This is a genomic window from uncultured Acetobacteroides sp. (assembly GCF_963667355.2).
Classification (GTDB): Bacteria; Bacteroidota; Bacteroidia; order Bacteroidales; family ZOR0009; genus Acetobacteroides.
The window spans coordinates 3,385,571-3,406,154 of sequence record NZ_OY763328.2; the positions used below are offsets into that span (position 1 = coordinate 3,385,571).

Annotated in this window: 17 protein-coding genes and 1 tRNA gene; 15 read left to right on the top strand and 3 right to left on the bottom strand. The window is 40.2% G+C overall.

What is annotated here, in order from left to right:
• Positions 1-8 precede the first annotated feature (8 nt).
• Positions 9-872, top strand: a complete 864-nt coding sequence (locus tag ACHZA1_RS13985) for a patatin family protein (RefSeq protein ID WP_320052481.1) — start codon at positions 9-11, stop codon at positions 870-872.
• A gap of 127 nt (positions 873-999) precedes the next feature.
• Here the strand turns inward: ACHZA1_RS13985 and ACHZA1_RS13990 are convergent, their stop codons facing one another.
• Positions 1,000-1,632, bottom strand: coding sequence for an NAD(P)H-dependent oxidoreductase (locus ACHZA1_RS13990; protein ID WP_320052482.1), 633 nt, complete (start codon positions 1,630-1,632; stop codon positions 1,000-1,002).
• A gap of 227 nt (positions 1,633-1,859) precedes the next feature.
• Here ACHZA1_RS13990 and ACHZA1_RS13995 point away from each other — a divergent pair, with 227 nt between their 5' ends.
• Positions 1,860-2,357: a GtrA family protein gene (locus ACHZA1_RS13995; RefSeq protein ID WP_320052483.1), complete on the top strand. Its 498-nt coding sequence runs from the start codon at positions 1,860-1,862 to the stop codon at positions 2,355-2,357.
• A gap of 177 nt (positions 2,358-2,534) precedes the next feature.
• On the opposite strand, the gene ACHZA1_RS14000 is transcribed toward ACHZA1_RS13995, so the two are convergent.
• Positions 2,535-2,606: transfer RNA gene (locus ACHZA1_RS14000), tRNA-Glu, on the bottom strand.
• 80 nt (positions 2,607-2,686) lie between these two features.
• Positions 2,687-4,210 (bottom strand): glutamate--tRNA ligase, encoded by a 1,524-nt coding sequence (gene gltX, locus ACHZA1_RS14005; protein WP_320052484.1) that lies wholly within the window; start codon positions 4,208-4,210, stop codon positions 2,687-2,689.
• Positions 4,211-5,370: 1,160 nt separating this feature from the next.
• On the opposite strand from gltX, the gene ACHZA1_RS14010 reads away from it, so the two are divergent.
• The 13 genes from ACHZA1_RS14010 to ACHZA1_RS14070 all read left to right on the top strand — a co-directional run bounded on the left by ACHZA1_RS14010 (position 5,371) and on the right by ACHZA1_RS14070 (position 20,573).
• Complete coding sequence (locus tag ACHZA1_RS14010; RefSeq protein WP_320052485.1) at positions 5,371-5,940, top strand: hypothetical protein; 570 nt, start codon at positions 5,371-5,373, stop codon at positions 5,938-5,940.
• 189 nt (positions 5,941-6,129) lie between these two features.
• Entirely contained in the window at positions 6,130-8,172 is a 2,043-nt protein-coding gene (locus ACHZA1_RS14015; protein WP_320052486.1) for a hypothetical protein, read from the top strand.
• A 406-nt stretch (positions 8,173-8,578) separates the two neighbouring features.
• Positions 8,579-10,201, top strand: a complete 1,623-nt coding sequence (locus tag ACHZA1_RS14020; protein WP_320052487.1) for a metallophosphoesterase — start codon at positions 8,579-8,581, stop codon at positions 10,199-10,201.
• 388 nt (positions 10,202-10,589) lie between these two features.
• The gene (locus ACHZA1_RS14025; protein WP_320052488.1) at positions 10,590-10,934 is read left to right on the top strand and encodes a cell division protein SepF; all 345 of its coding nucleotides are present in this window, start codon (positions 10,590-10,592) and stop codon (positions 10,932-10,934) included.
• Between the two features lie 290 nt (positions 10,935-11,224).
• Positions 11,225-11,758 carry a hypothetical protein gene (locus ACHZA1_RS14030; RefSeq protein ID WP_320052489.1) on the top strand — a complete coding sequence of 178 codons (534 nt, stop codon included), beginning with the start codon at positions 11,225-11,227 and terminating at the stop codon, positions 11,756-11,758.
• 281 nt (positions 11,759-12,039) lie between these two features.
• Positions 12,040-13,125: a phosphoribosylaminoimidazolecarboxamide formyltransferase gene (locus ACHZA1_RS14035; RefSeq protein WP_320052490.1), complete on the top strand. Its 1,086-nt coding sequence runs from the start codon at positions 12,040-12,042 to the stop codon at positions 13,123-13,125.
• A 414-nt stretch (positions 13,126-13,539) separates the two neighbouring features.
• A complete protein-coding gene (locus ACHZA1_RS14040) occupies positions 13,540-15,162 on the top strand; it encodes a metallophosphoesterase (protein WP_320052491.1) in 1,623 nt (540 codons plus the stop codon).
• A 296-nt stretch (positions 15,163-15,458) separates the two neighbouring features.
• Positions 15,459-16,256 carry a hypothetical protein gene (locus ACHZA1_RS14045; RefSeq protein ID WP_320052492.1) on the top strand — a complete coding sequence of 266 codons (798 nt, stop codon included), beginning with the start codon at positions 15,459-15,461 and terminating at the stop codon, positions 16,254-16,256.
• A gap of 155 nt (positions 16,257-16,411) precedes the next feature.
• The gene (locus ACHZA1_RS14050) at positions 16,412-17,332 is read left to right on the top strand and encodes a hypothetical protein (RefSeq protein ID WP_320052493.1); all 921 of its coding nucleotides are present in this window, start codon (positions 16,412-16,414) and stop codon (positions 17,330-17,332) included.
• A 150-nt stretch (positions 17,333-17,482) separates the two neighbouring features.
• A complete protein-coding gene (locus ACHZA1_RS14055) occupies positions 17,483-18,133 on the top strand; it encodes a hypothetical protein (protein ID WP_320052494.1) in 651 nt (216 codons plus the stop codon).
• A 171-nt stretch (positions 18,134-18,304) separates the two neighbouring features.
• Positions 18,305-18,472 (top strand): hypothetical protein, encoded by a 168-nt coding sequence (locus ACHZA1_RS14060; RefSeq protein WP_320052495.1) that lies wholly within the window; start codon positions 18,305-18,307, stop codon positions 18,470-18,472.
• A 375-nt stretch (positions 18,473-18,847) separates the two neighbouring features.
• The gene (locus tag ACHZA1_RS14065; protein ID WP_320052496.1) at positions 18,848-19,741 is read left to right on the top strand and encodes a hypothetical protein; all 894 of its coding nucleotides are present in this window, start codon (positions 18,848-18,850) and stop codon (positions 19,739-19,741) included.
• Positions 19,742-20,030: 289 nt separating this feature from the next.
• Positions 20,031-20,573 (top strand): cysteine dioxygenase, encoded by a 543-nt coding sequence (locus ACHZA1_RS14070; RefSeq protein ID WP_320052497.1) that lies wholly within the window; start codon positions 20,031-20,033, stop codon positions 20,571-20,573.
• Positions 20,574-20,584 lie beyond the last annotated feature (11 nt).

The following is a 20,584-nucleotide window of genomic DNA, read 5'->3' on the forward strand; positions in this document are numbered from 1 at the left end:
GTAATACAATGGAAAGGTATGCGGATGTTGGGCTTGTTTTAGAGGGGGGCGGATTTAGAGGGATTTATACAGCAGCAGTGCTTGACGTATTCCACCGGGAGCAGCTGTTCTTCGACTATGCCGTTGCGGTATCGGCTGGTGCAGCCTATGGCGTATCGTACGTGTCGCGGCAGTATGGTAGAAACCTCGACGTTAATCCCTACATATCCGATAAGCGCTACTGCAGCCTAAACAACCTTATCCGTAAGGGCAACTACTTCGATTGGGATTTCGTTTACCATTACCTCCCTACTACGAAGGTGCTTTTTGACTACGAATCCTTTGCAAAGTCGACTACGCGCATGAAGGTGGTGGTAACCAATTGCCATACTGGTGCTGCCGAGTACAAAGACTTTAATGAGGCATCGCCCGAGAGCTTTCGAGACCTGTTAGCGGCAACCTCGTCGCTTCCTTTTATCTCGAAGATGCAGCAAATTGGCAACCAGCGCTACCTAGATGGTGGCATTGCCGATTCTATTCCCTTTAAGAAGGCTTTTGCAGATGGAAAAGAACGGGCAATTGTAATCCTTACCCGTCATGCGGGGTACAGAAAGGAGCCTATAAAGGGTAAGCTGCTGCTGAAGCTAGCCTACCGCAACTATCCTAATGTGGTTAAGGCTATAATAGACCGTTCGAATAAGTACAACCAGGCTCTCGAAGAGCTGGAACGTTTGGAAGCCGAAGGAAAGGTATTCGTTATTCGTCCCGAGCAGCCTATTGCCGTTTCGCGGTTGGAGAATAATCCGGAGAATCTTGCCAGGGCTTACGAGGTGGCCGTTAAGGAGGCAGAGCAGATACTCCCAAAGCTGAAGAACTGGCTGGATGGGAAGTAGGGAGTAGTGAGTAGGGAATAGGGGAGAGTGTTGATTTCAATCTCAGGGCTTTGTTTCTCGTATAAAATAAAAAACGTCCGGTAGGTCTCCCTAGCGGACGTTTCCTTTTCTAAAGTTCAACTAATGGTTACCTATTGTAAATAAAAAACTCTTCTTTGCTAACTCGGACCTTCTTCTGGTTTACCAGGTAGTCGTTGGCTGTATCGCGATAGCCTAGGGCAAGAATCGCTACGCTTTGGAGATTTGTTTTGTCTAGCCCTAAAACCTTATCCATTTCGGTTGTATTGAAACCTTCCATTGGGGTTGCATCAATCTGCTCCATGGCGGCGGCGATTAATCCAGTGCCTAAGCCAATATATGCCTGGCGAGTTGCCCAAGCGGATAGCCGTTCCTGCGTTCTAGAGGCAAGGAAGTCCTTGAGCATCCCGTCGAACTGAGCAAGCTCCTCTACTGGCATGTTGCGCTCCTTTGCTACCAGCGATATGTAGCTGTCGATGTGCTCGGGGGTGATGGTTTTCCACGAAGCAAAGACCAGTAGGTGCGATGCTTCTACAATTTGAGGTTGCTGGCAGGCGCTCTCGTGGATCTTTGCCTTAAGCGCGGGATCGTCGACAACAATTACCCTGTAGGGCTGTAGCCCGAACGAGGATGCGGATAGGCGTATGGATTCGAGGATAGGCTCAACCTTTTCGGATGGTACTTTTTGTCCATTCATTCTTTTGGTGGCGTAACGCCAGCTTAGCGCATTTAGTAGTCCCATGTGTTGTATTGTATTTTAAAGTTAATACTCGGTATTGTTTGCTGCGGGAGAACAACGGGCAGGGGGAAATGTTTAGTGGCTACCCCATTTCTGCTAAAAAAAGAGGAAAAATTACGGTGACGGAAGAAAAGTGAGATGTAGCAGCAGGCGATTTTCGGTTTTTACACAACTATTTACTTACTTTGCAGGCTACTAACGCTATTGTTTTTTTCTGTAAATAAATAAGAATGGGGCCAGCAGTAAGAGTAAGACGCGGAATTCTTTACGTAATCGACCTATTTTACCCTTTGTTTTCGCGATTTATTCCTCGTGAGACCTTTGTTTACCTAGTTTGTGGAGGGGGAAATACGCTGCTCGACATCTTCCTATACTTTATCTTTTACAACTTTGTGCTGGATAAGCAGGTGCTTGACTTGGGCATTATTAGCATTAGTCCGCACATTGCTGCCTTTATGATGTCGTTTTGCATAACCTTTCCGTTGGGCTTCTTGCTGGCTAAGTACATCACCTTTACGCAGTCGGTGCTAAAGGGGCACGTGCAGCTTTTCCGCTATGGGGTAACGGTTGCCATGTGTATTGTGTTTAACTACGTATTCTTGAAGCTATTTGTTGAGATTTTTCACTGGTATCCAACCGCATCGAAGACGGTTACCACTGTTCTTGTTGCCATATACAGCTACTTTTCGCAGAAGCACTTCACCTTTAAAACGGTTGCGAAGGAGTAGGCAGCTGTTGCTGTAACCGAAATAGACCAACGGGCGGATGCTAAATGTAGCACTCCGCCTGTTTGCTTTTGTGGCGTAGGTTACGCTGCAAAGGCGATGGTAGGTTGAATGCTTTTCTTGGGATGGATGGAAATGAAAAAAGGGAAGCAGTTACACTTCCCTTTTTGTCTCTTTAAGTAGCGCATAGCAGAATCGAACTGCTATTTCCTGAATGAGAATCAGGCCTCCTAACCGTTAGAGGAATGCGCCATTGTGCTGCCTCGGTGTGAGAACGGGTGCAAAAGTAACCCTTATTTCTACACAAGCAAAGCACAAACTATAATTATAAGCTAAATTGAAGCTACAGCGGTGGATATTCTTTGGATGGCCTCGTCTTTGCCTATAACCTCGCAGATATCGGCCACGCCTGGTCCGCTGGAGGTTCCCATGAGGACAAGCCTTAAGGCGTTCATTACCTTTCCCATACCGTACTCCTTAGCTTTGATGAAGGATTCGAGCGTTTGCTCGATGACGGGGGCTTCGAATTGATCTATGCCGCCGAGAACCTCCTTTACTTCGTCCATAATAGCGGGGGTGTCCTGCTTCCAGAACTTGGCAACGGCTGCGGGATCGTAGGCTGTTGGGGAAATAAAGAAGTAGGCGGATTTCTCCCATATCTCGTGCACGAAGTTGACGCGCTGCTTCATGATGCCTACGATGCGCTCCACCTTATCGGGGGTGGCATCAACATTATTCTGCTTGAGGATGGGGTTGTAGAGCTCGGCTAGCTCGGCATTGCTCTTGAGCATAAGGTGCTGGTGGTTGAACCACTTTGCCTTTTCGGGATCGAAGCGGGCGCCCGACTTGCTGACCCTCTCGAAGGAGAAGAGCTGGATTAGCTCGTCCATGCTAAGGAGCTCCTGCTCGGTACCGGGGTTCCATCCTAGGAGGGCGAGCATGTTAACGAAGGCTTCGGGAAGGTAGCCGTCTTCGCGGTAGCCGTGGGCGGTTTCGCCGGTTGGAGAAGTCCAGAAGAGTGGGAAGACGGGGAATCCCATCTTGTCGCCATCGCGCTTGCTGAGCTTGCCGTTGCCGGTGGGCTTAAGCAAAAGGGGTAGGTGGGCGAACTGCGGCATCCGATCTTCCCATCCGAAGGCCCTGTAGAGAAGGACATGGAGGGGGAGCGAAGGGAGCCACTCCTCGCCGCGGATGACATGCGAGATCTCCATCAGGTAGTCGTCGGTGATGTTGGCGAGATGGTAGGTGGGGAGCATGTCGGCGCTCTTGAAGAGGACTTTATCGTCGAGGGTGGAGGTGTTAACGGTTACCACGCCGCGGATAAGGTCGTGGGCGGTGACTTCCTCGTTCTCGGGCATCCTGAAACGAATGACCCATTGGTCGCCACGTGCGATGCGGGCCTGTACCTCGTCGGGCGAGAGGGCGAGAGAGGTTTGGAGCTGGTTACGTACGGAATAGTTATAGGTAAAGACGGTACCGTTGACTTCGGCCTCTTTGCGGAGGGCGTCGAGCGACTCGGGCGTATCGAAGGCGTAGTAGGCGTTGCCCGATGCCACGAGCTGATCGGCGTACTGCTTGTAGATGGCCCGGCGTTCGCTCTGGCGGTAGGGGGCATGCTTGCCTCCTTCAAGGACTCCTTCGTCGACGGTGATGCCGCACCAGCGTAGCGCCTCGTTGATGTACTCCTCGGCACCGGGTACAAAGCGCTGCGAGTCGGTATCCTCGATGCGAAGCAGGAAGTCGCCACCGTGCTGACGGGCAAAAAAGTAGTTGAATAGGGCGGTGCGTACCCCGCCGATATGTAATGGTCCTGTTGGACTTGGTGCAAAACGAACGCGAACTCTTCGATTACTCATGGTGACAAAATTTTACAGCCGACAAAGATAGGAAAATTGGGGGCTGGTGGGGATGTTTTGCTCTTAAACTTATGGCTTAGGTGCTGATGGAAAGATCTGCTGCACCTACAGGAGTGTTTTCGCCGTTTGGCTGATGCTATTGCTTCTGTAGAATCTATTCGGTAGGCTGTAGCCAGCGATAGTAGAGCTGACGAGTGCTGGAGCCTTCGCCTAAGGAGGGGATTGCGCCTATTGGTATGGTAGTAGCACCACTCTTCTGCTAATGCGATGCACCAGCACCAGTAGTCCTGGAACAAAGTTGAGCTCGGCGTTGCTAATTCGTGCTAGTAAGGTATGGCAATGCCTTATGCTCGGGGAAATAATCCATTTTGCTTAAAGGAAATCTCATTTTGCTTTAACGATATCTCTTATCCTTTAAAGGATATCTCATTTCCTTTAAACAATATCTCTTATCCTTTAAAGGAAATCTCATTTCCTTTAAACATTATCTCATTTCCTTTAAAGGAAATCTCATTTCCCTTTCACTTTATCTCTTATCTTTAAAGGAAATCTCTTATCCTTTAAACAAAATCTCTTATGCTTAAAGGAAACCCCGTATGCTTAAAGAAAATCGAGTTTCTTTTTAGTAGTGTATCTCATTTTAAATGAGTCTGATGTCCTATATCCGTTAAGCTAAGCGTATGTAAGCAACGGAAAAGGGGCTAACCGCTTCGCAAATCCGACACACCCACAAACCCCCTCGCTCCTAATGGCATTAGAAAGCCTGCCTATACCGTAAGCACCTACTTGCCATTCGCAAAGAGGGGGATGCTGCACGGATTTCCTAGTGTAGCAGGTTAGGTGTGTAGAAAATTAGTACTTGATGGCTATCGGTAGGGAAAAATTAATACATTGCAGCTTTATTTTTTAATCGTAAACCTAAGGTAAGTATAGTTGTAAAGCGACACTTCGTGTGCGTCCTGTTTCGGGGATGCTTGGGTTTACGGGATAGATAGTAGATACACCTTTTTTGCGGAAAAGGTATACATACCATTACAAATAGAGGTGTTTATATGCATTTTTGGGAGGATGGAGGTGTATATATGAGTGAGTTAGCAGTAATTCTAACTCACTCAATTAAACAATAAACGTTTGTTTACAACTTTTTAAACAATAAAAAAATGGAAAAAGAACTGATAAGTACAATTAGAGAAAAAATTCCTGAACTAACAGAAGAAAGTTCGATGTTAATCATTGATAAATTATGTCGAATACAAGAACCTGAGTTTAAACTTCCAGAAGCGCATTTTGAATATATAACCATTGATGAATTTAACACCAAAGGGAGTTCCATTAAACCTGGGAATATTGTCTTAGATATGAAAAAATTATTAATTAATTCAGCTGAAATAGGATTAACAATTGCAGGTGTAATTTCAACACCTTATTTGATTCCTTTAGCGGCATTAGTTGTCTGGAATAAAGTATGGTCAAATGTCAAAATAGATTTAGACGAAAATCATGCGATGACAATTATGTTAATGTGGGAAAATAGAGACACAACCAATAACAAGATTGATGAAATTGATGCTTATAACCTTTTTAATCAATATTTAAAATCAAAAAATAAAAATGAAGTTATACTTGAGGATTTCAGGAAAGTTCTATTTGATTTAGAGAAAATGCAATGCATTAAAAAAAGTGGAACAACAAAATGGTGGCTTAGAGAATGGGTGAAAAAAGGAATCTAAAAACTACTGCTAACACACGGTGTAGTCAACAATCGAATGAAGTGGTCGGTGTTAGTTTACAATGTCGCAGCAGCCACAGTGTAAGTTAAAAAGATAGAAACCTGCAAGCGCTTGTTAACCATGTCGATAAATGTAGTGCACCATATACAAAAACACTCAGCCAATTTAAATTACAATAATTAGATTAATATGAATTACACACCGACATCAAATATTGCTAATAAAGTAAGAAATACAAGACTACCAAGAACAAAACCTTTACTGCCTCTTTTTGAGTTGATTAGCAATTCAATACACTCAATTGAAGAAGCAATTAGTAAAAATATAATCCAGTCGAATGAAGGTAGAATTGTTATTGATTGTATTAGAAATGGTTCGCAAGAAACACTAGAAAAACTTGTTAATAATGATACCTACCCAATTCATTCTTTTATTGTAGCAGACAATGGCATTGGACTTGATGACGAGAATCTAAAAGCATTTATAGAGGCAGATACTGATCATAAGATTGAAATTGGAGGGAAAGGAGTTGGTCGTTTTGTATGCTTAAAAGCATTCAAAGAACTGAACATAACAAGTTTCTATGTTGAGAATAAAATAAGGAAATCAGTTCAATTTGACTTTAAACCAACAAAAGACGGTTTTCACAATTTCTCTAAACCTGACCTTAATGGGATTCCCCATGGTTCAATAATTAAACTCAATGGTATAAGAGAAGAATATCAAAAAACTTTACCCAAAGAGTTGTCTTATATTGCAAGAGAAATTGTTACTCATTTTCAACTTTATTTCATTCGAAGCACCAATCCTCAAATTATTATTAGAAATCAAAATAATATCCATTACGATTTAGAAACTCTTTTTAGAACTGAATTTAAATCTGATGTTAAATCAGATAGTTTTTCTATTGGCGATAATAAATTTGAATTATATCTAACAAAATCATCGGAATTTCAAAGCCACAAAATACACTTCTGTGCACATAATCGAAGTGTAATAACTGAAGGTTTATATTCAAAACTTGTTGACCTAGGTAAAAAGCCAATTGTAGAAGATGATTTTAAATTCTTTTATCAGGCTCATGTTGTCAGTGAAATTTTGAATGAAAATGTAGATACTGAAAGAATTGGGTTTATTTTTCCAGATGGAGAAGAAGAAGAAGAAGAATCTGTTGATATTAATTTGGCAAAAATAAGACGAGCATCAATAAATTGCATTGAAGGATTATTGGCTGATTATTTAGGTAATGTACGGGAACTTAAAATAGAATCATACAAACCCCTTATTGACGAGGAATTACCACAGTATAAAAGCACAATGCACTTCAAGGCAGATGAAGTAAAGAAATTGCCACCGAGTTTATCAAAAGAACAACTAGACATCGAACTTTATAAAATTGATGCTAATTGGAGATTAGAAGTAAAGAAAGAAAAAATAAAACTTCTTTCAGAAGATAAGGATGTTACTAGCCGTGAGGATTATAGACTTAAGTATGAAAAATTTCTAAGTAATTTTAATGAAATAGGTAAATCAGATTTAGCAAGATATGTAGTCCATAGAAAGACAATTATTGAATTGTTAGAACAGCTAATTGAATCAAATGGTGAAGGCAAATTTAAAAATGAAGATTTAATACATTCTGTATTCTTCCCAATTAGAACATCTTCTGATGAAGTTCCTTCTGACAAACAAAATTTGTGGTTGATTGACGAAAGACTTTCATATCATTCATTTTTAGCTTCTGATAAAACATTTAATAGCATTCCTGAAATATCATCAACTGATAATGATAGAAGTGATTTGTTGATTTATAATGAAGCGTTTGCATTTTCTGACTCTAAGAATGCACCTCATAATTCATTTACAATTGTGGAATTTAAAAAACCACAAAGAGATGATTATAAGGATTATGACGATAGTAAAAATCCAATTGAACAAACAGAGAAATACATTGAGTTATTACTAGAAGGGAAAGTTAAAGGTCGAAATGGACGAATAGTAGAAGTTGATAAAAGAACTCCATTTTATGTTTACATTATTTGTGACATAAGACCTTCGCTACAGAAAATATTAGAAAGAAGAGAATTTGAGCACACCCCTGATGGTATAGGTTGGTTTAAAATAAAAAGTAAGTTTTATACTGCATATTTTGAAGTAATGCCATTTGAAAAAGTTCTTGATGACGCAAGAAAACGAAATAGAATACTATTTGAAAAACTAAAGATAGAATAATATGGGGTTTTATATTCTGTGCATTAATAGCAGGTGAAACACGTACCGCATGTTTTGTTTCCTTTTTGAGTGTAGTATAATAGAAGCACAAGGCTCGGCATAGTCTGAGACAATGTCGAAGGTAAGTGGCGGTCTTTGACCGTAATAAAACGAATACCGTAGCGGGGTGTTATGGGAAGAGATCAGCTAAGCTTAGCATCTTTGCTATACTTGATTTCGCAAAGTTTGCGGGCTGAGCCTTCAAAGAGCAAAAGGCGTAGGCTGCGCCCTAGCTTATCGGAGGGAACAAAGATAGAAGAGAGCCGCAGAGCTTGCGCTTTGCATAGGCTACGATGGTAGTATGCGGTTGGATTGAAATAAATGGGATAAATATTAAGGTAAGAATAGTACTTAAAACGAGAATTATATGAAGACACTAACAGCAAAAAAGGCGATTATAAATGTCGCTATGTCCAACGACGCAAGCAGGCCTGTTGTCATTAATCCAACAAATTCGATAGTTGTTGATTTTAGTGACTCGATGCGTTCAAGTCGCAGTCAAATAGTCGGGTTATATCTCGACCAGGTAAATGCCGACGGGAGCATGAAATCGATTAGTATTACGTCTTTGGAAGTTACCGGTTGTCCTAATGCGCGTAAAATCACTACTAGCGATGGTAGTAATCTTGAGGAGGGTAGGGAGTATCGGATTCATGTACATATAGCGACTTCCTATTCAAAGAAGCTGCCAGTAGACGATAACTACTATGGGTACTTTGCCGTAAACTACAGCCTTAAATTGGGTAGTACAGGAATGAGTGCCTTAACTGGACGAAACCTGCTGGTTTGCATAAGCGACATACATCTGGGTGCCTACGACAGCTATACCGAGTGTAAGTTAAACCGCAAATCGTTGGTAAATTTTCTGCAAAAGGTTAACGATTCGCCTAACGTTAAGGAGCTGGTTATTGCGGGCGACCTTATTGACGAATGGTTTCTGCCAGCATCCGTTGACACCCTTGAAGGTAGAAGCCAGCAGGATTTTGTGAATAAGATTCGGGATAATAATAGTAAGGTATTTAGCGGACTCAACACGATATGCGAGAATCCTGAGATTGAGGTGACATATGTTCCTGGAAATCACGATTTGTTGATAACGGAGAACGAAATCAAAAATGTTTTCCCCAAAATGGAGCAGGCTCGTGATAGGGACGCAGCGGGCAACGTTATTATTGGATTAGGAACATACGAGCCCAAAGACTTCCCTGAGGTTGCTATTGAGCACGGGCACCGCTACAACTTCTTCTGCGCTCCCGATCCTATCTCTAACAACAAAAGCTATCCGGGCAAGGGTCCCATTCTTCCTCCTGGCTATTTCTTTACAAGAATTGCCGTGGAATCGTTATACAACGGACCTAAGCAGTATCAAAATTCGCCCTACAGCATTAGCCTAACCTACGGTGATGAAAGCCAATTCTTGTGCTCGCTATACGGACAGCTTTGGCAATCCGTTTTTAAAGATTTTCCGGTTAAGCAGAAGTACGAAGAGAAATTCATTGTTACCAATATCGATGGGCTAGCTGGTCCTTACTCCGAGCAAGACCTAACGCCCCAAGTTGGCACCGATGGTAGGCTTTACACTATCTTATATCCCGGGATTCAAGATACATGGGGCGAGCGTCAGCGGTATAATCGTGTGGCGGTACCCATTCCCACAATTACGGCAATTGAGGAATCGGATAGCGCTGATGGTACCGATGATATGTCGAACGTTCAGTACTTCAGCAATGCGAGCTCTAACAAGCGGGTTGTAATCTTTGGCCATTCGCACGTGGCGCGCATCCTTTCCTATACCACCACCGACAATAAAAGAGCGGTATACGCCAATTCGGGTACATGGATAGATAACAATAAGAGTAATCCGACGATGACCTTTGTGGTACTTATTCCACCAAAGGATCAGAACTCGAACCTCCTATTCGTTAACTTGTACCAGTACCTGCCCAATGGCGAAGTTAGCTTGCTGGATGCTCAGGTAATAACGAGGTAAGCATTACCGCTAGTAGATTTTATATACGGTTGCATCCTCTGATAAGCGTAGAATAGAAGCACAAGGCTCGGCATAGTCTGTGACAATGTCGTAGGTAAGTAGCGGTCTTTGGCTGCAATATAACGTCAAAGCAGCGGTCCATATAAAAGCGCAGCCTGCACAACGGCTGCGCTGACTTTTTTGCTACTTTTGATTGCAGGCTATATACTGCAATTTAGCAAAGACGAAGTCTGTGACCCAACTTGGATTATTCGAATGGCAAAGGAATACAGTAGATTTTCAGAACAATAGAAGACGAATATAGATGTTTAAAAAAACAAGACGATACGTTTAAGAGTGAAATTGATTTTTCAGAAAATGAGTATAATAAACTAAACTAAGATTTAATATGCTAGTAAAAGAATCAGAAATCAGAGAAGTTCACGGCATCACCGATGAACAAAGGCAAAGAATTCTTGACTTTTTACAAGGAGCGGTTTATTGTTGGTGTAAAAATAGAAGAGATGAATGGTTTGCCGCACGAGATTTATTAGGTGGAGAAAATTTCTTTTGGGAAGGTACACCAATGATTGCACTATATGAAAAGTCAGAAGATGTAGAGCAAGCTGGTAAAGATGCAGGATGGTTGTTAAAGAAAATGCTAAATGATGATAAAAGAACATACGAATCTTCATCTGATGGACGAGTTAAGCATTATCGTTGGAATGGACAAGAAGATAATAGTTACAAATAAATCATTAGCACTCTGCTAGGCGAAGACTAGAAGCACAAGGCTCAGCATAGTCTGTGACTATGTCGAAGGTAAGTAGCGGTCTTTGACCGTAATAAAACGCCAAAGCAACGGTCCATATAAAAGCGCAGCCTGCACAACGGCTGCGCTGACTTTTTTGCTACTTTTGATTGCGGTCTATATACCACAATTTAGCAAAGACGAAGTCTGCGACTTCGCCTAGCCTCTAGCGCTGATGCAGACTACAGTGTAAGGGGGATATAAACGAATTGAAGGTTATTAAAACAAGAAACATGAAAGCACTACATTTAATTATCACTTTATTAATAGTTTCAAAGTTTTGTTTAGGACAGAGCAAATTTGAAAATGACACTCTTTCCAGAGATAAATATTACAACCCTATTGAAAATAGAACTTATAGAACCGAAGGGAGTTTTAAAAGATATAGGAACGGAGTGGAAGTTGATACAATTCAACGTAGTCTAAAAAAAGAAACAAAGTTAGAAAGAGTAATTTTATTAAGTTCTAATGAAGAACTAAATGAATCTATTTCAATTGAAGAGTTTAAAACCATAAAAGATAAGATAGATAAAATATTTATTGACCTTTTTGGAGAGTCTAAGCAATCTGGAAAGATTATGATTCAATTTGAGTTGAAAAAAGACATTGATAATGTAATTAGATTTTCAATTAGAGATAATTTAGACTTGAATATTATGAGAAAATTTGAAAAACGAGTTCTATCGGAAAGATTTCCTAAGTCTAATAAGTACACAATTAAATTTCAATTCATTTACAAGGTGAATTCAATAGATGACAAAAATTAAACAACCCCTCGTTTCATCCTTCCGCTAGCGTAGTATCCTCGCTACGCTCAAGTAGCCAAGGCTTCTAGCCTGCCTATACAGTACGGCCGGAAGGCGTGAGGTATAAAAGCGTAGGCAGGGCCTGTGCTTAGTTTGGGTTTATCACGTCTGGGGCGTTCAGTTGCCCGCTTCAACTTTGTAACGGCTTGAGAAAATTTTGTCCGCAGTCCGCCACAGTCTTATTTGCAGCGTTGTATGCAAGCCAAAAGAACGAACGAAATATTAACGATTAATTTGATTCTATGAAATTAAAATATGGAATGAATCCGTATCAAGATTACGCAGAAATTATTGATGATTCAAACTCTTTGAGATTATTAAATGGAAATCCAAGTGTTATCAATATATTGGATGCTTTGAATTCTTGGCAATTGGTAAAAGAAGCAAGTCAAACATTAAATTCAGAATGTAGTACATCTTTTAAACATGTTACACCTTCAGGAGTGGCAATTTTTAGGGAATTGAGTATTATTGATAAACAGGCATATTTGATAAACAAATCATTAACTAAGTTAGCTACTTCCTATGCAAGAGCGAGAGGTGCAGACCGACTGGCTTCATTTGGAGATTTTATTGCATTAAGCCATTGTGTTGATAAGGAAACCGCATTATTAATAAAATCAGAAGTATCTGATGGTGTTATAGCACCTGAATTCAATGATGCAGCTTTAGAGATTTTGCGCTCAAAAAAAAATGGGAGTTATGTAATATTTCAAATAGATAAAGATTTTGAACCTAACGAAATTGAATCACGGGAAGTATTTGGTATAACAATAAAACAAAAAAGGAACAATTTAAAAATCAATGATGAACATTTTTCAAATGTAGTAACCCCCAAAAAAATAATACCGTCAGATATTCTTTCTGACTTAAAACTTGGGATGCTTACGTTGAAGTATACTCAATCTAATTCAATTTGTGTTGTGTCAAATGGTCAGGTAATTGGTATAGGTTCAGGTCAACAATCCAGAATTCTATGCTCAAGCTTAGCTTTAACAAAAGCAAATATTTGGTATCAAAAACTGAGGCTAAATTATTCATTTTTAAATCCACTTGAAAACATAAAAAGAACTGACCTTGACCAATTGATTGAGCTACAAAGACAGAGCCAGTATGGTGATAGAGTTATATTAAATGAATTGCCAAATACATGCTTACTTTCTGATGGATATTTTCCACAAAAAGACAATATTGAATTAGCAAACAAATTTGGAATAAGATATATAGCAACTCCAATGGGTTCAATTAGGGACAATGAAATAATTGATACTGCAAACAAATATGGGATAACTATAATAAATACAGGTATAAGATTGTTTCATCATTAGTTATATAGAAAAAAAGGCCAGCGTACGATAAATAGGGCTTTAAGCGACACGCAGCGCCCAGCATGAAGCCCCCCGGTTGAGCGTAGTACAACCGAAGCACAAGGCTCGGCATTGTCTGTGACTATGTCGAAGGTAAGTAGCGGTCTTTGGCTGCAATAACGCGAATATTATAACGGAGTGTTATGGGAAGAGATCAGCAAATCTAGCGTTCTCGCTACGCTTGGTTTGCAAGGTTTGCGGGTCGAACCTGCAAAGAGCAAAAGGCGTGGCTGCGTCTTAGCTTAGCGGAGGGAACAAAGGTAGAAGAGAGCGGCAGAGCTTGCGCTTTGCATAGGCTACAATGGTAGTATGCGGTTGGATTGAAATAAATGGGATAAATATTAAGGTAAGAATAGTACTTAAAACGAGAATTATATGAAGACTCTAACAGCAAAAAAGGCGATTATAAATGTCGCCATGTCCAACGACGCAAGCAGGCCTGTTGTCATTAATCCAACAAATTCGATAGTTGTTGATTTTAGCGATTTGATAGGTACTAGTGGCGATGTAATAAGAGGGGTAAAGCTCGATATGGTAAATGCCGATGGTACCACAATCCCGGTTAGCATTAAGTTGTCGAGTATTACTGGTTGTCATTATGCTCGAAAGATTACCACCAGTGATGGGGCGAAATTTGATGAGGGTAGGGAGTATATGGTTTGCGTAACCATCGCAGTACCAGATAGGGGAAAGTCGAAAATACCCTACGACTATTATGGTTACTTTGCCGTAAACTACAATCTTAGCTTGGGCAGTGCCGGAATGAGCGCTCTTAATGGGCGAAAGCTGCTGGTTTGCATAAGCGACATACATCTTGGTGCCTACGAAAGGTACACGGAGTGTAGGCTAAACCGCGATTCCTTGATAAATTTTCTGCAAAAGGTTAACGATTCTCCTAACGTTAAAGAGTTGGTTATTGCAGGCGACCTTATTGACGAATGGTTTCTGCCTGCAAATGTTGATACCCTAAAAGGTGGAAGTCAGCAGGATTTTGTGAATAAGATTCGGGATAATAATAATACGGTATTTGATGGACTCAATGCTATATGCGAGAATCCTGAGATTGAGGTGACATACGTTCCTGGAAATCACGATTTGTTGATAACGGATGACGAAATCAGAAACGTTTTACCCAAAATGGAGCAGGCTCGTGAAAGGGACGCAGCGGGCAACGTTATTATTGGATTAGGAACATACGAGCCCAAAGACTTCCCTGAGGTTGCTATTGAGCACGGGCACCGCTACAACTTCTTCTGCGCTCCAGATCCTATCTCTAACAACAAAAACTATCCGGGCAAGGGGCCAATTCTTCCTCCTGGCTATTTCTTTACAAGAATAGCAGTGGAATCGGTATACAACGGACTTCAGCAGCGTCAAAATTCGCCCTACAGCATTAGCTTAACCTACGGTGATGAAAGCCAATTCTTGTGCTCGCTATACGGACAGCTTTGGCAATCTGTTTTTAAAGATTTTCCGGTTAAGCAGAAGTACGAAGAGAAATTCATTGTTACCAATATCGATGGGCTAGCTGGTCCTTACTCCGAGCAAGACCTAACGCCCCAAGTTGGCACTGATGGTAGGCTTTACACTATCTTATATCCAGGGATTCAGGATACATGGGGCGAGCGTCAGCGGTATAATCGTGTGGCGGTACCCATTCCCACAATTACGGCAATTGAGCAATCGGATAGCGCTGATGGTACCGATGATATGTCGAACGTTCAGTACTTCGGCAATGCGAGCTCTAACAAGCGGGTTGTCATCTTTGGCCATTCGCACGTGGCGCGCATCCTTTCCTATACCACCACCGACAATAAAAGAGCGGTATACGCCAATTCGGGTACATGGATAGATAGCAATAAGAGTAATCCGACGATGACATTTGTGGTACTTATTCCACCAAAGGACCAGAACTCGAACCTCCTATTTGTTAACTTGTACCAGTACCTGCCCAATGGCGAAGTTAGCTTGCTGGATGCTCAAGTAATAACGAGGTAAGCATTACCGCTAGTAGATTTTATATACGGTTGCATCCACTGATAAGCGTAGAATAGAAGCACAAGGCTCGGCATAGTCTATGACAATGTCGAAGGTAAGTAGCGGTCTTTGATAGCAATATAACGCCAAAGCAACGGTCCATATAAAAGCGCAGTCTGCACAACGGCTGCGCTGACTTTTTTGCTACTTTTGATTGTAGGCTATAGATCGCAATTTAGCAATGGCGAAATCTGTGACTTCGCCTAGCTTAAAGTGTTGATAAATGAGTTGCCGGTAATTGTAAGAAAAGAACCTATATGCAGACAAGCGATATTGCACTAACAAACATTAAAAAAGGAGACATTTTCTATGTTAATGTCAATAAGACCTATTATTTTCTGCAGATAATTCATATTGAACGAGCAAATGAAATCGAAAAAAAGAATGGTTACTTTCTAGTTGTGTTTGACAAGACCTTTAGATGCTTACCAAGCTCAATGAATGAATTAGACTTAAAAAATATCTATCAACCTAAATATTTATGGAAAAAAACACTTCTTTTTACCGGTATATGGAATGACGAACCGAACATTATATTTAGAAAGGATATGATGTACTACAATCTAAAAGACAAATATCATTTGACATACTTTGGCAACACAACGGTTTGTAAGCAGCTTAAACCTGAGATTAGCTATGATTTTTCTCCACAAAATGAATGCAAGTTAAATGATGAAGGTATTCAAGTAACATACCAACATTTAGAGTTACAAGTTTTACTTTGGGGAATTGAGCAGGAAGAAATTGGCAAAACAAAGAGAAAACTTAGCGTCAAACCACAATATTTTAAAGGATGGATAGAATATGTGGATTCTGAAAAAATCATTAAGACTGAAAAGATTATTGCAAAATTTGAAAATTGTTCAGACCCTAGAATGTTTTCAAAAGAGTTAAAAAAAAGCATTCTAGCCATAAACAAGCTTGATGATAAGAAAACGTTTATAACTACAATAGAAGCAGAAAATATTATTGAGAAATTATCAGAGATTGCATTATCTAAAGGAATAGATAAGACAAGTATAGAACAACAAATTGAAGAAACTAGGACATGGTAAAAACAACTACTGCCATCATTGTGTAGCATTAACGGCGGGTGAAGCTCGTTTGGCAAGGTTTGTTTTTTTATCATGCACTTAACGCCTTGAAAGGAGATTCGCCCGCAATCTGCCACTAATGCTACATGCCGATGGCGGCAAGTAAACCAAACGAGATGCAAACAGAAATCACAAAAGATATTCAAACAGAAAGTGGAGAAAATGAATTTCAAATCCGCCTCATTAAATCTGAAGGTGTTGGCCTATTGACTTCAAAATCTGAAAAGAGCTATTTACTCTTAGACAGCATTGATTATTGGTATGACCTGATACAGGATAAATATCCAACGGCGAAAAAATGTTCTTGTAAAAATATTTGGTTTAATATTCAACTTACCTATGTTCCAAGATTTGAAACAGAAGATGTAAGAGAAATCATTGTAAAGTCAACTTGTACAAAATGTCAAAAGCAAATAACACAGTATTCTATTGACATCAGATATTCACCAACACAACACCTGATTGATGAACCGATTACTTTTTGTGAAAAGCCAAAACTGAAATGTAAGTCGGAATGGATTAACACGTACTGGAGTTTTACCGATGTTGAGAATTTTCTAAGATTTACAGAAGAAGCATTACAATCACATCTATATATATGGTATTGGGACAAGGAAAAATCCTTGCGATTCTTCGAAAAGCTTGATTGTAAGAATGTGTCAAAGGTAGCTTTTGAAAATAAATACTTTATAATATACATCGCCAAAGAAGAAATAGCCATAGATCGCTTTATTGCTTATTCGGATGACAAAGCTGGAGCTGTTACACACGAAGCTTTATGGAGGAAAAATGAGCTGATAGAAATGTATTGTCCTATGACAAATAGTATCCTTAACGGAACAAACGGAATATACGTTCTTCGTTTTGGAGTTCAGCATATCGAAAAAGGAGAGGTAAAGGATAAGTCTGATAATTTTAAAAACTATATAAGCTCTATCAGAGATTATTGGAAAAGTAAATTTACTTCAAAGCGGGGTAGGAATTGTTTTGATAATGAACAATTATACAATATGACATTAAGTGAAAATGGGATTTAGTAGCGAATTTTAAACGACTTACCTAATGCTAGCACTGGCTTTGGCGTCAGGTAGGCTGAAGTAAAATAGTGAAGTTCGGTAGCCCGAACGTAAAGCCCAGCCGCAAGCAGCAAGCGTAAGTAGATACACAACATAAAGATAATTTGACAAATGATTTCAACTAAAAAGCTGAATTTACTTCCAGATAGAATAAAGCTACAAACAATTTGTAAAGCCATTTCTGTTTTAGATGCAATACTTTCGCAAGAATGGGAATACCGTTACTATTCTTACAATAATCAATGGGCAGACAATGAAGAATTTTGTGAAATGAGAAATGGTGAAGGCGATCAAATGCTAATTTTATTTACACAAAATGGTTGTGTAATAAATGGATTTGCTCACGAACTCTATGATTATAAAGAAGAACTGCCTGCAAAAGAAAAGTTGACACAAAAATTACCTGAGATATTTAGTGAGTTTATATTTGGAGAACCTGTACAATCAGTTGGCACAACGTTTTGTATTTGGATCACCGAACAAAACAATTGGCAGATTGGAGAACTTGAACATTTTCGAGATGGCTCGGATGACTTGTTAAAAATTTTTGATGAGAATCCACAGACTTACATTGATTGGGCGACCGAATATTTTGAAGGAAGTTATATTGAAAGTGGAATTCCATTAGAGACAGCATCAAAAATTTATAACGGACAAACTTTGACAAAGAAAATGGTTTTGACAATCGTAGAGAAACTTGAAGACTGGAAACAACTTGAAACCGACTTGAATGAAATTGGTTATCCGTATGATTTCAACTAACTCTCCCCAAAGACGTCAGCTGGTAACATTGTGTAGCATTAATGGCGGGTGAAGCACGTTCCGTAAGGTTCGTTTCCCGCATCTGCCACTTAACGGCTTGAAAGGAGATTCGTCCGCAATCCGCCACTAATGCTACATCCCCCATCGTTGGCGACAAGTAAACCAAATAAGATGCAAACAGAAATCACAAAGGATATTCAAACAGAAAGTGGAGAAGATGAATTTCAAATCCGCCTTATCAAATTTGAAGGTTTTGGCTTATTGACTTCAAAGCGGGGTAGAAATTGTTTTGATAATGAACAATTATACAATATGACATTAATTGAAAATGGGATGTAGTAACAGTATTCTCTAGTTGAGCGTTGCCTCCTCGCTACTCTCAGGTGGCCGAGGCTTCTAGCTTGCCTGTACAGTACAGCTGGAGGTCGTAGGGAATAAAAACTTAGGTAGAGCCTGTGCTTAGCGAGAGTGAAAATTATGAAGATATGTATTTCACTGAACAAAACTTATCGACCATTATTGTTCGTACACTCATTATACACGAAGATTGCGACCACTTTTCCCTATTGAAATTCCTGAAAGTATCAAATGTTCTATTCAGGGGTCTGAATTATGGATTATTCTAGGTAGAGAACTTGTGCCAATTTATGATTTAAAGGTTATGTTTACCTCAACAGTAATGCGATTTATGAGCAACCTTAAAGAAAGACTGTAATGGCAACAGACGGAGTTAAAATAATTGACGGAGATACAGCCCACGACACTTACTGGGGTATTATAGACTTGTATGACAGTGGTGTAGACGTAGATAATATAAGCGAAGAGTTTCCTCTTATTCAAGCAGACTACTTTGACGACTTCGACAATGAAATTTATGTTACTTCCTGTGCTTTGGCTCTTTGGGAAATAGGACAAATGACAGAAGATAAACTTTCTTACGTTAAATCGGTAATCGACAAAGGAGCTTGTGTAAAGGTTTGGACTGAGGAATATGATCTGAAAGAAGGCAAGGCACGACAAAAAGAACTTGACAAATTGTGGAAGAAAATCAGTCAGACAAACACGAAAGTAAGAGCCAGGAAAAAGTTCAGAAAAATAACTAAATTCTATTTTCAACCTGACGACTTATTGACGTTTCATCTTAGAGACGGGAATTACAGAGCTGTTATCTGTGCTTCTATAGAGCAATACCGAGGACAATGCAATTATATCTTAGTTCCAACAACATACAACTCAAGTAAAAAACCGACAGCTGACGATTTGAAGGACAAAGAAATTTTAGGCAGACAAATTGGTAGCGGTTACGACCAGCAAACAACAAAACAGCGTCAACCAGGAATAGAGAGAATTTGGCAATTAACTGGCGGTAATTGTAATTTCTTCTTTGGTGTTATCAAATTTGCAGTTGACCACAAAGACTTCATCAATTTCAAAGACAGATTTGAAAAGGTTGGAACATTAAAAATAGTCGAAGGTCTAAAAGAAACAGGTTCTTTTGGTTATGAAGAGAGCTTTGAAAGGTTTGAAACAATTTTTGGCGACTTAGAAAATCACATAAAATTATTTCAGCAAAGAAAATATCCTGTGACCGCATTGTGTGACATATAAAAACAGGAAGAAAGGCAGCCCCCAGCAGAGTGTTACCTCATCGTTACGCTCAAGTAACCAAGTTCTCTAGCTTACCTATACAGCCGGAGTCCGTAAGGCATAAAAGTGTAGACAGAGCCTACGTTTAGCAACGGGATAATAGTATATTTAAGGGCTGTTGCTGGCCTTAATGTCGGTGCGGTTTGATAAGCTTGAAGACCGCAGTCACGCGCTTTGCAGCTACCTGCCGTAGAGCGCATGCTGGCAAAAGGAGTATTTGTAGGAATGTGGAATAAAGCACTAAAGTAGAATGGAGTTGAAAGAAACAGTTGGAAACCCCAATGAGATTCTTGGTGTTAAACCTGGATTTGAAGAGTTTTTTGGGGAGATAATGGATATAGTTAGAAAAGGACAAATCAACGATAAGCTGGGTGAAGAGCTAAAGCAGCTAGCGTTGACTTTCTCCTGCAAGAATGACTTAACCCAGTTTCGTAAAGTCAGCGATACACCTTACGAGCGTACGCTTATAGGAAGGGATGAGTCTGGATGGGAAGCCTTAATTATGACCTGGCACAAGGGGGCGCAGAGCAGCATTCATGGTCACCCCGAATTTGCTGCCTACAACCTACTAAAGGGTAAACTGAAGCTGGAGATATTCGAAGAGGTAGATGGCACCGGCGAAGTTGAGCTTGCAAGAGTGGTTGAAGTAGACGATAATACCGGGTTTTATGCGTTGGGTAAGGCTAATGTTATGACTAACCATATTCATCGGATTACCTGTTTGAGCGATATCTCTTATTCGTTGCATATTTATTCGGATGATGCAAGAAAAGGGGTTGTATATGGGGAGTAGGTTGAGTTTTT